This window comes from Streptomyces xylophagus (assembly GCF_000716435.1).
GTDB classification, from domain to species: Bacteria; Actinomycetota; Actinomycetes; order Streptomycetales; family Streptomycetaceae; genus Streptomyces; species Streptomyces xylophagus.
In genome coordinates this window covers 130,577-143,970 of the sequence record NZ_JNWO01000008.1, presented here as the reverse complement: position 1 = coordinate 143,970, position 13,394 = coordinate 130,577, and the positions used below count along the sequence as shown (strand labels likewise).

The window sequence follows — 13,394 nt, the reverse complement described above, 5'->3', positions numbered from 1 at the left end:
CGAGGACAGGCGATGGCAATCAGCAACCGGGACCGCGTGAATCGCGGGTTCGAACTGTTGGCGCAGGGACTGGAGCCCTTCGTCGATGAGATCATGACAGCCGCCACGCCCGACGGGGGCGACTGGATCAAGGTCCTCGAGGCCCGCGATAGCCAGAAGTTCGGAACGAACCGGGTCTACACCAAGTCCGACCCGGCTGTACTCCTCAAGGTGATCACCGAGGAGTGGCGGGCCGGGTTCAAGGACAAGCTTTCCCGCGGTGAGCAGTCCATCGCCTCTCTCCTCCGCGATCACCGCAACAAGTGGGCGCACAACGAGCGGTACAGCCCCGAAGATGCCGCGCACGTGCTCGACTTGGTCGAGCGGCTATTGACGTCGGCCGGCGACACCGAGCGGGCAGCAGCTGCCCGTAAGGAGAAGCAGAACCTGCTGCGGGCCATGTACGAGACCGAGACCCGCGAGGCGGTGAAGGAGTCGGCTCGTGCAGCGGTGGGTGTCCCCGGCTTGGTCAGGGGCCAGAGCATCAAGCCCTGGCGCGAGATCATCCGCCCGCACCGCGATGTGGCCTCCGGAAACTACGCCTCCGCAGAGTTCGCCGCCGACCTGGACGGCGTGAAGCGTAACGAGGGCAGCGAGGAATACACCGACCCAGTCCGGTTCTTCGAGCGCACCTACCTCACCGAAGGACTGCGTGACCTCCTCACCCGGGCAGCTCGACGGCTCTCCGGTGACTCCAACGCCAGCCCCGTCATCAACCTCCAGACCAACTTCGGTGGGGGCAAGACCCACTCGATGCTGGCGTTGTACCACCTGGCCTCCGGAACCCCGCTCGCCGATTTCCCGCAGGAACTCCACGACTTGATCGCGGACTCCGGTGTCGCCTGGGACTCCGTAGGTCAAGTGAAGCGAGTCACGCTTGTCGGCAATCGGATCAGGCCGGCCAAGGGAGACCTCAAAGACGACGGCACCCACGTCAACACGCTCTGGGGCGAGCTCGCCTGGCAACTCGGCGGCCGGGAAGCGTACGACCGAATCGCCGAGGACGACGAAGCCGGCACCAACCCCGGCCGGGCGCTGCAGGAGTTGATCGCCGACTACGGCCCCTGCCTGATCCTCATCGACGAATGGGTCGCCTATGCACGTGAGTTGTATGGCAAGGATGACTTGCCCGCCGGCACCTTCGACAGCCAGTTCACGTTCGCCCAGACCCTGACCGAATCGGTCAAGGCGGTCCCCGGCGCACTTCTGGTCGTCTCTATTCCGGCATCACACAAGGCGGACGGCAGCGACGCAGACTCGACCGGCGCCAGTGATCTGGAGATCGGTGGTCTGCATGGTCAGGCCGCCCTCAAACGGCTGCAGAATGTCGTACGGCGCGTGGCCGACCCTTGGCAGCCAGCCACCGCCCAGGAGTCCTTCGAGATCGTCCGACGTCGACTCTTCGAAGCGCCCGACACCGATGGCAAAGTTGAAATCGCCGCTGTGGCAAGGCAGTTCGTCGAGTTCTACCGCTCGAAACAGGGCGAGTTCCCCCGCGAATGCTCCGAGCCGGCGTACGAGGACCGGATCAAGGCTGCCTACCCGATACACCCCGAGCTCTTCGACCGCCTCTACAAGGACTGGTCGACCTTGGAACGGTTCCAGCGCACCCGCGGTGTGCTGCGCATGATGAGCACCGTCGTCCACGCGCTGTGGGCAGCGAACGACCCAGGGCCCCTCATCATGCCCGGCTCGATCCCGCTCCAGGATGCGAAGGTCGTCAGCGAACTCAACCAGTACCTCGACGACGAGTGGAAGGTCATCATCTCCACTGACGTCGACGGAGAAGGGTCCGTCCCCGTCCGGATCGACGAGGAGCGCACCACCTTCGGCCAGCGGCGGCTCACCCGCCGGCTCGCCCGCACGGTGTACTTCGGCTCGGCACCCACCCTGCGTAGCGATCACAAAGGCATCGACCGCCAATACGTGTGGCTGGGTACGGCCGTACCCGGCGACACCATCGGGAATTTCGGCTCCGCACTCGACTTGCTCAGTCAACGCACCACGTTCTTCTACCCGGAAAGCGGGCGCTACTACTACAGCACCCAGGCGTCCATCACGCGCCATGTTCAAGATGCTGCAGAGGCGCTGCGCGACCGTCCCGAGGAAGTCTGGGCGGAGATCGCCGACCGCCTCAACCGGACCCAGAGGCAACCCTCCGGGGACTTCGCTCGGGTTCACACCGCCCCGGACGGCACCGCTGACGTGCCGGACCTGGAAGAGGCCCGGCTGGTCCTGCTGCACCCCAAGTTCTTCCACAGCAAAGGGGAAAAGGACACCAAGGCACTGGAGTTCGTCAAGAAGTGCCTCAAGCAGCGCGGCACTGCCACGCGGGTGAACGTTAACCAGCTGGCGTTTCTCGCTCCTGATGATCGGCGCCTCGAGGAGCTCGAAGACGCCGTACGCGATTACCTTGCATGGAAGGACGCGTACGCGCAACGAGGGGAAGCCGGACTGAACCTCACAGCCCAGCAGGCCGGCCTCGCCGAGAGCCGTTGCGCCCAAGCGGACGAGACGGTCAATCTGAGGATCGCGGGTACGTACACCTGGCTGATCGTGCCGAAGCAGCCACAGGGCGACAAGGAGTACGTACTCAGTCCGATCCGCTGCGAAGGCAGCGAAGACAGGCTCGCCGTACGGGCTTCCAAGGTGCTGGTGAGCGCAGGGCAGTTCACCACGGTGTTCGGCGCCCTCAATATCCGGCTGGACCTCAACTCCCACTTGCGGCCGGTCTGGGAGTCCGGGCACGTCTCGCTCGGTGCCCTGTGGAACTACTACCGCAAGCACCCCTACTTGATGCGCCTTCGGGACCGGTCCGTACTTGAACAGGCTGTGCTGTCCGTCCTGTCGGAGGGAATCACCTGGGAAGCCGAGGGATTCGCGCTTGCCGAGGGATACGACGAAACAAGCAGCACCTACGTCGGTCTCTCTCTACCCATGCAGGATTCCTTCGGTCTGCCAACCGACGCCACTTTGCTCGTTAAGCCCGAGCAGGCGAACGAGCAGCGGGAAAGAGATCTGGCCGAGGCTGCTCGTAGAACAGCGGAACGTGAGGCCGCTGCGCGGGCAGCCAGCGATTCGCCAACAGCCGATGACGCCGACACGTCCAGTGAGGGCAGCCCCGCCGACGTCTCCACGAGGCAAACGACTCCGCCTGCTCCAGAGCCGGAGCCGATCCGGAACATCCGTTTCTTCGGGTCATATCCAGTGGATGCAGAGCGCAGCGGTCGTGACTTCGCGAAGTTCGTCGAGGAAATCCTTCCGCACCTGCGGTCCGCTCCTGGGGCCGAGGTACGTATCCGCCTGGAGATCGAGGCGCACAGCAAGGACGGCTACTCGGACGACAAGGTACGAGTCGTCACCGAAAATGCCCGCACCCTGAAGTTCGAGCAGTACGGCTTCGAGGACGAATAGCTCAGACGACGCGCTCGGCGGCCTCGGATCTTGGACCCGTGGTCGCCGAGCGCACGGCTCTCTGTCCAGTCGCCAATGACAGGCGAGATAGCAGTTGCTACTGAAGCGCACTCGATTCATGGCTGGTCAGCACTTTGGCCAGCCGCTCTTCGAATGAACTCCCCTCAACACGCTGCTTCTCCGGGCCGACGAACTGCCGCCACCGCGACGGATGTCTCGGCGTGCCGGCGACCATCCAGACCTTTCGCAGACCACGGGCGTCCACGTGCGTACGCACCCACGCAGCCTGCTCCTTGAGGAGTCTTCCCACGACACCGGTGATCCTCCCGGTACCCCAGGCGAACAGAACCTCATCAGCCCCCTCGATCGCCTCGGACAGCTGCTGGCGGGACCTTTCGAGGTCCTGCTCCGTCACGACGAGGCTGGCCAGCTGCGTCTGGTCCTTGGACTGGAGATCGATCAGATTGGCCAGCCTCAGCTCGGTGCAGCCGATCAGTGGTAGCGCGGCAAGCAGATTGCGGTGCGAGATCGTCTCCGCTGCGGGACGCAGGGGCGGGTTGAGCAAAATCGCGCACAACATCCGCTGATCGGCTCCGGAAACAGCGACCGGCGCGGTCATCACACCTCTATCGGGGCAGTCTTCAGCCGGATGACTGCCGACTCTTGATGGTACGACGCCCACCAATTGCGCAGGTCGGCGAGTTCTGGAACGCCGCTGATGAGCGGGTACCAGTAGCCCCTAAGGGCCTCCTTGGTAACGAACGTCCGCGACTTACGGAGGTATTCGATCCATCGGAGTTCGTCGGCGAGAGTGTCGCTGGCCGGGTCGGACCAGGGCTTCGCTGCCGTGGGCATGTTGGCGGCGGGGACGCCGAAGTCGGCTTCCAGGTGGAGGCCGTTCTCGCCGTTGAGGGTGGAGATCCTGTCGGTTAGGAGGTCGCCGGCGGCCTGTTCCATTCGGTTGTGGATCGACTCGACGCGACGCTCGACGTAGTCGTAGAGCAGCTCGACGAACTCCGTGGAGTCGGCGCCGCGGGAGGTGTCGAGGAGGATCTGTTCGAGTTCACCGATCAGCAGCTTCTGGCCGAGCGGCGGGAGCATGCCCTCGGTGATGATCTTCTCGGCCTGGCGGCGGACTATGGCGGTCTGGGCGTCGTACGCGCGGAACTTGACGGAGTTCAGACGGCGTTCGGGCATGCCCGTGCGGGTCAGCTCGTAGTCGGCTGGGGTGGTCATGGCGCGGGCGAAGGCGTTTGCTGTCGGCGGCGTCGATGTCGCGCAGCAGGGTGTCGAGCATGGTCGGTGCGGCTCCTCAGATGAAGTGGATCTGCGCAGTCGACTGGGCGATGTCCGCCGGGTTGAGGCCGCCGGGGATGTGGGCGGCCGCGATGACGCCGTGCCACAGCAGGGCCGCCCCGGCGCGAGCGCTGGTCGCGGCGAAGGAGACCTCGGCGAGCAGGACGCCGGTGAAGGTGGCGCGGCCGTCGGTGGCGGCCTTGTCCCACAGCCCGTAGAGGCCGGTGGCGGTGACCCGGCCCGGGATACCAGCGAGGAAGGTGTTGCGCGGCTGGAGGAGGCTGCTGAGCCTGTAGTGCGTGCCGCTGGTGAACAGGGCGACGTCGAGGGTGACGGTGAGTGGGGTGTCGAGCCCGTGCCGGGAGGCGAGCCAAGGGCGGTCGGCGGTGGTGGACTCGGAGTAGGTGATCGGCTGGAAATCCACGCCAGGTTCCTTCGGGCAGGCCGTGTGAGCAGCGAGTCCGTACGGTCACCGGGCAGTGCCGTCGTCCGCGGGTGGAGTGGAGGAGCGCCGTCCCCGTGGGGCATCAAGTGTCGTTGAGGTGACCACGGCGGCGGGCAGTGTCCAGGCCCAGCGAGCCGGGTCGCGAGGGAGTTTCGCCGGAGCGCGACGGAAGATCGCGGAGGGACTGCCCGAGGGCGGGGCCGGTGGAGGTCTGCTCGCGGCACTCGACCTCGGTCAACTGGGCTTGCTTGGCATCCTTGCGCTCCCTTTGCCGCCCGTTGATTTCGGGTCCTCCACGGCCGGAGTGACGTCATGTCAAATTGAGACCACGACGGAGCTCCTGCCGAACTGGCACAGACGCGTGGCCTTCGCACCCGCCGCGCCCCGGACGTCTTCAACTGGATCGTCTCCGACAACTCGCGCCGCCTGGAGCACCGCGCCCGCGTCGCCGGACTGGAGGATGTACCACCCGCAACTCTTCTCCGACCGCTGAGACCGCCCGGTAGAGCTGTCCCGCCTGCTGCCGATCCAGCTCCACGACAACCGCCACGAGGCCGAGGGTCTGGCGCTGGCCGCCGGCACCGCGCTGAAAGTAGTGCACGCGATGCTCGGGCACTCGTCGACGCGGATGGCGACCCACACCTACCAGACGGATGCTGCCCAGGATGCACGCCGCGAAGGCCTCAGCTTGCTTGGACCTCATCACCACATACTCGGAGAAAGACACTGAAGGCGGATGAACCGAATCCGCGCGGGCCCCAGATCAGGCCCCATCCGGCTACTTCGGGGCCCAATCGGCAAGTGGTCTAGACCGAAACCAGCTCAAGGGAACGAAGAAAGGCCAGGTCACAAGCTGTATGACCTGGCCTTCGAAGGAGCCCCCTGTCGGATTCGAACCGACGACCTACGCATTACAAGTGCGTTGCTCTGGCCATCTGAGCTAAGGAGGCCTGCACGGGTGCGAGACATGCGCGATCACGTGCCTGGTGCAGTGTACCCAGGTCCCCGACGCACCCTGTCGAAAATTTCCGCGAAGTTCACATGGCCTCGGGTACTGACAGACCGGGCAAACGCCAGGTACCGTCCGTACCCAGTTCACTCATGTGGACTACACCAACCACCTTCCTACTCGGATCGTCCGGCACGTTCCTGCCGGTAGAAGGGGGCCTTCACCATGGCCACTGTTTCGTTCGACAAGGCGACCCGGATTTACCCGGGCACCGAGAAGCCCGCCGTTGACGGTCTGGAGATCGAGGTCGGGGACGGCGAGTTCCTCGTCCTCGTCGGTCCGTCCGGCTGTGGCAAGTCCACCTCGCTCCGCATGCTCGCGGGGCTCGAGGACGTCAACGCGGGCGCCATCCGCATCGGTGACCGCGACGTCACGCACCTGCCGCCGAAGGACCGGGACATCGCCATGGTGTTCCAGAACTACGCGCTGTACCCGCACATGACGGTCGCCGACAACATGGGCTTCGCGCTCAAGATCGCCGGCGTCAACAAGGCCGAGATCCGCCAGAAGGTGGAGGACGCGGCGAAGATCCTCGACCTCACGGACTACCTCGCCCGCAAGCCGAAGGCGCTCTCCGGTGGTCAGCGTCAGCGTGTCGCGATGGGGCGCGCCATCGTGCGTGAGCCCCAGGTCTTCCTCATGGACGAGCCGCTGTCGAACCTCGACGCCAAGCTCCGTGTCTCGACCCGTACGCAGATCGCGTCGCTGCAGCGCCGCCTCGGCATCACCACCGTCTACGTCACCCACGACCAGGTCGAGGCCATGACGATGGGCGACCGCGTGGCCGTACTGAAGGACGGTCTGCTCCAGCAGGTCGACTCGCCCCGCAACATGTACGACCGTCCCAAGAACCTCTTCGTGGCCGGCTTCATCGGCTCCCCCGCCATGAACCTGATCGAGGTCCCGATCACCGACGGCGGCGTGAAGTTCGGCAACTCGGTCGTCCCGGTCAACCGCGAGGCGCTCAAGGCCGCCTCGGACAAGGGTGACCGTACGGTGACCGTCGGCGTCCGCCCCGAGCACTTCGACATCGAGGAGCACAACGGCGAGGCCGCGAAGTCCCTCACCAAGGACACCGAGGACGCCCCGGCCGGTCTCGCGGTCACCGTGAACGTCGTCGAGGAACTGGGCGCCGACGGTTTCGTCTACGGCAGCGCCAAGGTCGGCGACGACCTGAAGGACCTGGTCGTCCGCGTCAGCGGCCGTTCGGTGCCGGAGAAGGGCTCCACGCTCCACGTGGTGCCGCGTCCGGGTGAGCTCCACGTGTTCTCGACCTCCACGGGCGAGCGCCTCACCGACTGATCAAACGTTCGCATGTTTCACGGAGAGGGCCCCGCGGATCGCCGCGGGGCCCTTCCCGTTGGGGGCAGTTGAGGAGAGTCGTCCGACCGCTGTCGACAAATACCCCGGCAGACCCGTCATTTCGAGCAGTGTTCGTCAACGCCCTACCCAATGCGAGGCACCAATCCATCCCCCGAATTGGTGACTAAATGTCGCCAAATCATTACCGGACGCTACCCTCACACGCGTGAAGCACTCCAATAACCAACAGCCGCGACGCGGTCGGGGCCCCGCCCGCCGGGTCGGCCGCACCCTCGCCCTCGTCCTGCCCGTCGTCATGGTGCTCTCCGGCACCCTCGCGGTCACCCGGGTCAACTGGTCGGGGAGCCCCTCCAGCTCGATGCTGACCGCGACGGACGTCACGGCGGCCGGAGCCTCCTCGCGGGCGGCCGCACGCGCCCCGCAGGACGTCCTGCGCGACCAGCTCATGGCCGAGCTCCAGGACAAGAACCCCGGCGTCGTCCTGACCCACCTCCAGGAGGCGGTGAACGGCCACCCGTCGCTCGCCACGCACTGCACCTCCATCGCCCGCGCACTGGGCCGCGCAGCGGTCCGTATCTACGGCGCGACGCGCGCCCAGTCCTACGCCCGCCCCGTGTGCGACACCGCGTTCGCCTCCGGGGTCATGGCCGCGCACAGCTGACCGGAGCCGGTGCCCGGAGTAGGAGGTCGGTAACGGCTGATTAAGGAACGGTTGCAGCCGAAAGATGCGGTGGGGCCGCCACGTACAGTTCGGGTCATGACCGATTCGAACGCCGCGTCGCGCCCCACCCAAGCCGTGATCCTGGCCGGTGGCCAGGGCTCCCGGCTGCGCCCCTACACCGACGACCGGCCCAAGCCGATGGTCGAGATCCCCGGCACGGGGACGCCGATCATCGGCCATCAGCTCGTCTGGCTCGCCGAAGAGGGCGTGACCGACGTCGTCGTCAGCTGTGGCCATCTCGCCGAGGTGCTGCAGGACTGGCTGAAAACAGCCGATCTGCCGGTCGACGTGACCACGGTCGTCGAGACGGAGCCCCTGGGCCGCGGCGGCGGCCTCAAGTACGCCGCCGCGCATCTGCCCCGCCCGGACAGCCCCTGGTACGCCACCAACGGTGACATCTGGACCCGCTTCTCGCTCCGCGACATGGCGGACTTCCACACCGAGCGCGACGCCGTCGCCACGATCGCGCTGGCTCGGCCGCGGATCCCTTGGGGGGCCGTGCAGACGGACGACTTCGGGCGCGTCACGGACTTCATCGAGTCGCCGCCGACGCAGTACGCGATCAATGCGGGGGTGTACGTTTTCTCGCCCGAGTTCGCGGGGTTGTTGCCGGAGCGGGGGGATCACGAGCGGACGACGTTCCCTCACCTTGCGCGTGAGTTGCGGTTGGCCGGGTTCCCGATTCCGCAGGGGGCGTATTGGCGGGCCATCGATACCGCCAAGGATCTTCGGGAAGCCGCGAAAGAGCTTGCTGCGCTTGGTCGTTGAGTGCGGGCCGTATGTGGCTGGGCGCGCAGTTCCCCGCGCCCCTAGGGTGAGGAAGGGGGCCCGCACTGAAAAGTGCGGGCCCCCTTCCTCATACTCGCCGGAGTCAGCCGGTGGGCGGTGACTGCTGCAACAAGCCGCCCACCGGCCCAGCTACCCCAACAGGCCGCCCACCAGGCCCGGCTGGCCGGAGGACGAGGAGCCTCCGGTGCCGGTGCCGCCGCTGGAGCCGGTGCCGCCGGTGGTGGCGCCGCCCGACGTGGGTCCTGAGGTGGTGCTGGGGGCCTGGCCGGCCGGGGTGGACTGGCGGGGCTGCGTACGGCCCGCGGTGCCCTGTGTCTGGCTGGGGGCGCCGCTGGTGGCCGTACCGGACGAGTGGGTCGCGCCCGGGGTCGTCGCCGCGCCCGACGGACTGGCCGAAGTGGCGTGCTGCGACGGCGACTTGGACGCCCTGGGGCTGCTGCTGTGGCCCTTGGTCGGTTCGCCGGGGAGCGGGGTGCCGGGGAGTTCGTTGCGCGGGGCCTCGCCGGGGCCGGGGACGACCACGCGGCTGGAGTCGCGGACCGCGCCGCCGAGCAGCGAGCCCACGAGCAGGGTGAGGCCGATCGACACCGCCGTGATGAGGGCGCCGCGGCGCAGGACGTAGCGGCGCAACTCCCAGATGTCGGCGCGGGGTCCGAGGCGGCGCCAGGCGCTGCCCGCGAGGCGGCCGTCGATGGAGTAGACGGGGGCGCCGGCGATGATCAGCGGGGACCAGGCGGCGAGGTAGATGATGTCGGGGGCGTCGTAGGCGGGAACGGTCTTCCAGCTGACGGTGACGATGAGCGCGGCCGAGAGCAGTACGCCGCCGATCGCGGCGACCCGCTGCCACAGGCCGAGGATCGTCAGGACGCCGACGATGACCTGGGCGAAGGCGATGACGAGCCCGGAGCCGACGGGGTGCTGGAGGGCGAACTGCCGCAGTGGCTCGGCGACTTCCCACGGGTGCAGGGTGTTGAGCCACTTGACCATGGAGCCGCGTTTGCCGCCGTCGAAGTAGACGGGGTCGCACAGCTTGCCCATGCCGGCGTAGATCGAGATGAAGCCAAGGAAGATGCGGAGCGGGAGGAGGACGACGCCGAGGTTCATACGGCGGCCGGGGTAATAGGCGTGCCGTACCGGGTCGTTGCCGTAGCGCTTGGCGCGTCGGTCCTGCTCCGCGTCCGTCCTGTCCGCGCCGAAGTCCTCGAACTCCCGGTCCCCGTAGGCGGGTTCGTCGTAGGCGCTGCCCACGGTCCGCATCTGCGGCAGGAGTCGGTTCTCGCCGGTGTCGTGGTCGTGGCCGCGCTGGGCGCCGACCAGGGGGGTCTCGAGGGTCTGCGCGGTCAGGTCGCCGTCGTAGCCGCCGCTGTAACCGGCGTCCTCGATACGGGGGATGACCTGCGTGGCCCCGGCGTCGCCGGCCGGCTGGTCGCCGTGGCGGACGCCGCTGCCCCGCACGGCCTGGAGGAGCCGGATGGCGCCGGTGTCGTCCGGGGCGGACCTGCCGCTCCAGACGACGGGCCTGCGGCGCGCGGCACCCGCGCCGGCCGCGGGCATCCGGGCGGTGTCCTCGGCGGCACTCAAGTGCCGTGCGAGGCGCGGGTTTTGGGTGCGCGTCGAGGCGCCCAGCTGCACGCGGAAGCTCGCATGATTGACGATGACCTGCGCCGGATCGCTCGGCACCTTCACCATGCTCAGCGCGGGAGCGTCGTCGAATCCCGACGAGCGGTCCCCCGTGGGTGTGCGGGGTGTTCTGGTGTCCACACTCATCTAACCGAGTGACGTGTGTTTAGGACACTGCTTTGACTTGCCGGAAGTGTCCGGACAGCGTCAAGCTCGCCCTCGCCCCGCAGATTGCCCCGAGTGGGTGACGGTGCCGAACGTCCGTTCAGGAACGCTTGCGCGCCGCCTCGTAGAGGACGACCCCGGCCGCGACACCGGCGTTGAGCGACTCCGCACCGCCCGGCATCGGGATGCGGACCCGGAAGTCGCAGGTCTCGCCCACGAGTCGGGACAGGCCCTTGCCCTCGCTGCCGACGACGATGACCACCGGGCCTTCCAGCGCGGCGAGTTCACCGACCTCGTGCTCACCGTCGGCCGCGAGACCGACGATCGCGAGGCCCGCCTTCTTGTACGCCTCCAGGGCGCGCGTCAGGTTGGTGGCGCGGGCGACGGGCGTACGGGCCGCCGTACCGGCCGACGTCTTCCAGGCGCCCGCGGTCATGCCGGCCGCGCGGCGCTCGGGGACGAGGACGCCGTGACCGCCGAACGCGGAGACGGAGCGGACGATCGCGCCGAGGTTGCGCGGGTCGGTCACACCGTCGAGGGCGACGATCAGCGGGTCCTCGCCCTTGTCGTAGGCCGCGTTGGCGAGGTCCTCGGCGTGCGCGTACTCGTACGGCGGGACCTGGAGGACCAGGCCCTGGTGGTTGAGGCCGTTGGTCATGCGGTCCAGCTCGGGGCGGGGGGCCTCCATGAGGTGGACGCCGCCGCGCTCGGCGACGAGCTGGAGCGCCTCGCGCACCCGCTCGTCGTTGTCGATGAACTGCTGGACGTACAGCGTGACCGCCGGAACGCCCTCGCGCAGCGCCTCCACGACCGGGTTGCGCCCCACGACCATCTCGGACGTGCCCTTGCCGCCGCGCCCGCGCGCGACCGGACGGCGCTGGACCTGCTTGGCCTTGGCGTTGGCGACGCGGTTCTTCTTGTGGCCCTTGCGCGCCTCGGCGGGCGGGGTGGGGCCCTTGCCCTCGAGGCCCCGGCGCCGCTGGCCGCCACTGCCGACCTGCGCGCCCTTCTTGCCGGACATGCGGCGGTTGTTGGCTGCCATGACCTACCTGTCTGTGTGACCCGTCTGGGGGTGCGGTGCGTACGTACGTCTATGCAGTGTGCCGCCCGGAGGGCCGGGCGGCACAGTCGATCTTCGTTGACCGGGTGCGATCGGGGTGGGTTCAGCGGGGGCCGAGGGTCCAGCGCGGGCCCTGCGGACCGTCCTCGATGACCAGGCCCGACTGGTTGAGCTGGTCACGGATGGCGTCCGCGGTGCCCCAGTCCTTACGGCCCCGGGCGGCCTCGCGCTGGTCGAGGACCATGCGGACCAGGGTGTCGACGACACCGTGCAGATCGTCGCCGCGGTCGGTCTCGCCGGCCCACTGCGGGTCCAGCGGGTCGAGGCCGAGGACGCCGAGCATGGCGCGCACCTCGGCGAGACGCGCTACGGCGGCTTCCTTGTCGTCGGCCGCGAGTGCGGAGTTCCCCTGGCGGACCGTGGTGTGTACGACGGCGAGCGCCTGCGGCACGCCCAGGTCGTCGTCCATCGCCTCGGCGAACGCCGGCGGCACCTCGGCCGCGGGCTCGACGACTCCCCCGGCCTTCTCCACGACCCGCTGCACGAAGCCCTCGATCCGCGCGAACGCGGACTCCGCCTCGCGCAGGGCCTCCTCGCTGTACTCGATCATCGAGCGGTAGTGCGGGGTGCCGAGGTAGTAGCGCAGCACGATCGGCCGCCACACCTTGACCATCTCGCTCACCAGCACGCTGTTGCCGAGCGACTTCGACATCTTCTCGCCGCTCATGGTGACCCAGGCGTTGTGCACCCAGTACTGCGCGAAGTCGTCGCCGTAGGCCTTGGCCTGGGCGATCTCGTTCTCGTGGTGCGGGAAGATCAGGTCGAGGCCGCCGCCGTGGATGTCGAAGGCGGGGCCCAGGTACTTGTGCGCCATCGCCGAGCACTCCAGGTGCCAGCCGGGGCGGCCGCGGCCCCACGGGGTCTCCCAGTCGGGCTCGCCCGGCTTGGTCGCCTTCCACATCGCGAAGTCGCGCGGGTCGCGTTTGCCGGTGATGCCCTCCTCGGAGGGCTGGCGGAGGTCGTCGATGTCCTGGTTGGACAGCTGGAGATAGTCCGGGTAGGAGCGCACGTCGAAGTAGACGCTGCCGTCGGCCTCGTACGCGTGACCAAGCTCGATGAGCCCGCGCATCATCTCGATCATCTCGGGGACGTGACCGGTCGCCCGCGGTTCGTACGTCGGCGGGAGGCAGCCGAGTGCGCTGTAACCGTCGTTGAACGCGCGCTCGTTCTCGTAGCCGATCGCCCACCAAGGGCGGCCCTGGTCACGGGACTTGGCGATGATCTTGTCGTCGATGTCCGTGACGTTGCGGATGAACGTGACGTCGTAGCCGCGGTATTCGAACCAGCGGCGGAGGATGTCGAAGTTCAGGCCCGAGCGGATGTGGCCGATGTGGGGGGCGGCCTGCACGGTGGCGCCACAGAGGTAGATCGAGACACAGCCCGCTGTGAGCGGGGTGAAGTCACGAATCTGCCGGGCGCTGGTGTCGTACAGGCGAATGGTCACGGTACAAGG

The 13,394-nt window shown here is 67.9% G+C and carries 10 protein-coding genes and 1 tRNA gene; 4 read left to right on the top strand and 7 right to left on the bottom strand.

The window, feature by feature from the left end:
• The first annotated feature begins 12 nt into the window (after positions 1–12).
• Positions 13–3,453 (top strand): Swt1 family HEPN domain-containing protein, encoded by a 3,441-nt coding sequence (locus OO70_RS20695; protein ID WP_043673297.1) that lies wholly within the window; start codon positions 13–15, stop codon positions 3,451–3,453.
• Between the two features lie 97 nt (positions 3,454–3,550).
• Here OO70_RS20695 and OO70_RS20690 read toward each other — a convergent pair whose 3' ends face one another.
• The 4 genes from OO70_RS20690 to OO70_RS20670 all read right to left on the bottom strand — a co-directional run bounded on the left by OO70_RS20690 (position 3,551) and on the right by OO70_RS20670 (position 6,144).
• Complete coding sequence (locus OO70_RS20690) at positions 3,551–4,072, bottom strand: DUF1643 domain-containing protein (RefSeq protein WP_078651477.1); 522 nt, start codon at positions 4,070–4,072, stop codon at positions 3,551–3,553.
• Positions 4,072–4,689: a major capsid protein gene (locus OO70_RS20685; RefSeq protein ID WP_043673291.1), complete on the bottom strand. Its 618-nt coding sequence runs from the start codon at positions 4,687–4,689 to the stop codon at positions 4,072–4,074. The genes OO70_RS20690 and OO70_RS20685 overlap by 1 nt, the downstream gene beginning before the upstream one ends.
• A 76-nt stretch (positions 4,690–4,765) precedes the next feature.
• Positions 4,766–5,173 carry a head decoration protein gene (locus tag OO70_RS20680; RefSeq protein WP_051741447.1) on the bottom strand — a complete coding sequence of 136 codons (408 nt, stop codon included), beginning with the start codon at positions 5,171–5,173 and terminating at the stop codon, positions 4,766–4,768.
• Between the two features lie 897 nt (positions 5,174–6,070).
• A tRNA-Thr gene (locus tag OO70_RS20670) sits at positions 6,071–6,144 on the bottom strand.
• Positions 6,145–6,368: 224 nt separating this feature from the next.
• Here OO70_RS20670 and OO70_RS20665 point away from each other — a divergent pair.
• The 3 genes from OO70_RS20665 to OO70_RS20655 all read left to right on the top strand — a co-directional run bounded on the left by OO70_RS20665 (position 6,369) and on the right by OO70_RS20655 (position 9,015).
• A complete protein-coding gene (locus tag OO70_RS20665; RefSeq protein WP_043673286.1) occupies positions 6,369–7,505 on the top strand; it encodes an ABC transporter ATP-binding protein in 1,137 nt (378 codons plus the stop codon).
• A 226-nt stretch (positions 7,506–7,731) separates the two neighbouring features.
• The gene (locus tag OO70_RS20660) at positions 7,732–8,187 is read left to right on the top strand and encodes a hypothetical protein (protein WP_043673283.1); all 456 of its coding nucleotides are present in this window, start codon (positions 7,732–7,734) and stop codon (positions 8,185–8,187) included.
• A 96-nt stretch (positions 8,188–8,283) separates the two neighbouring features.
• Positions 8,284–9,015, top strand: coding sequence for a nucleotidyltransferase family protein (locus OO70_RS20655; RefSeq protein ID WP_043673279.1), 732 nt, complete (start codon positions 8,284–8,286; stop codon positions 9,013–9,015).
• A gap of 150 nt (positions 9,016–9,165) precedes the next feature.
• Here the strand turns inward: OO70_RS20655 and OO70_RS20650 are convergent, their stop codons facing one another.
• From OO70_RS20650 to cysS, 3 genes are all read right to left on the bottom strand, one after another.
• Complete coding sequence (locus OO70_RS20650; protein ID WP_043673276.1) at positions 9,166–10,803, bottom strand: DoxX family protein; 1,638 nt, start codon at positions 10,801–10,803, stop codon at positions 9,166–9,168.
• Positions 10,804–10,921: 118 nt separating this feature from the next.
• Positions 10,922–11,863 (bottom strand): 23S rRNA (guanosine(2251)-2'-O)-methyltransferase RlmB, encoded by a 942-nt coding sequence (gene rlmB / locus OO70_RS20645; RefSeq protein WP_043673273.1) that lies wholly within the window; start codon positions 11,861–11,863, stop codon positions 10,922–10,924.
• A gap of 121 nt (positions 11,864–11,984) precedes the next feature.
• On the bottom strand, positions 11,985–13,385 hold the full coding sequence (cysS, locus tag OO70_RS20640; RefSeq protein ID WP_043673270.1) for a cysteine--tRNA ligase: 1,401 nt from the start codon (positions 13,383–13,385) through the stop codon (positions 11,985–11,987).
• Positions 13,386–13,394: the final 9 nt, after the last annotated feature.

What these genes read in the sequence shown, in the direction of transcription:
- OO70_RS20695 (WP_043673297.1), top strand. Translation starts at nt 13, where the DNA reads ATGGCAATCAGCAACCGGGACCGCGTGAATCGCGGGTTCGAACTGTTG.
- OO70_RS20690 (WP_078651477.1), bottom strand. Translation starts at nt 4,072, where the DNA reads ATGACCGCGCCGGTCGCTGTTTCCGGAGCCGATCAGCGGATGTTGTGC.
- OO70_RS20685 (WP_043673291.1), bottom strand. Translation starts at nt 4,689, where the DNA reads ATGACCACCCCAGCCGACTACGAGCTGACCCGCACGGGCATGCCCGAA.
- OO70_RS20665 (WP_043673286.1), top strand. Translation starts at nt 6,369, where the DNA reads ATGGCCACTGTTTCGTTCGACAAGGCGACCCGGATTTACCCGGGCACC.
- OO70_RS20655 (WP_043673279.1), top strand. Translation starts at nt 8,284, where the DNA reads ATGACCGATTCGAACGCCGCGTCGCGCCCCACCCAAGCCGTGATCCTG.
- OO70_RS20650 (WP_043673276.1), bottom strand. Translation starts at nt 10,803, where the DNA reads ATGAGTGTGGACACCAGAACACCCCGCACACCCACGGGGGACCGCTCG.
- rlmB (WP_043673273.1), bottom strand. Translation starts at nt 11,863, where the DNA reads ATGGCAGCCAACAACCGCCGCATGTCCGGCAAGAAGGGCGCGCAGGTC.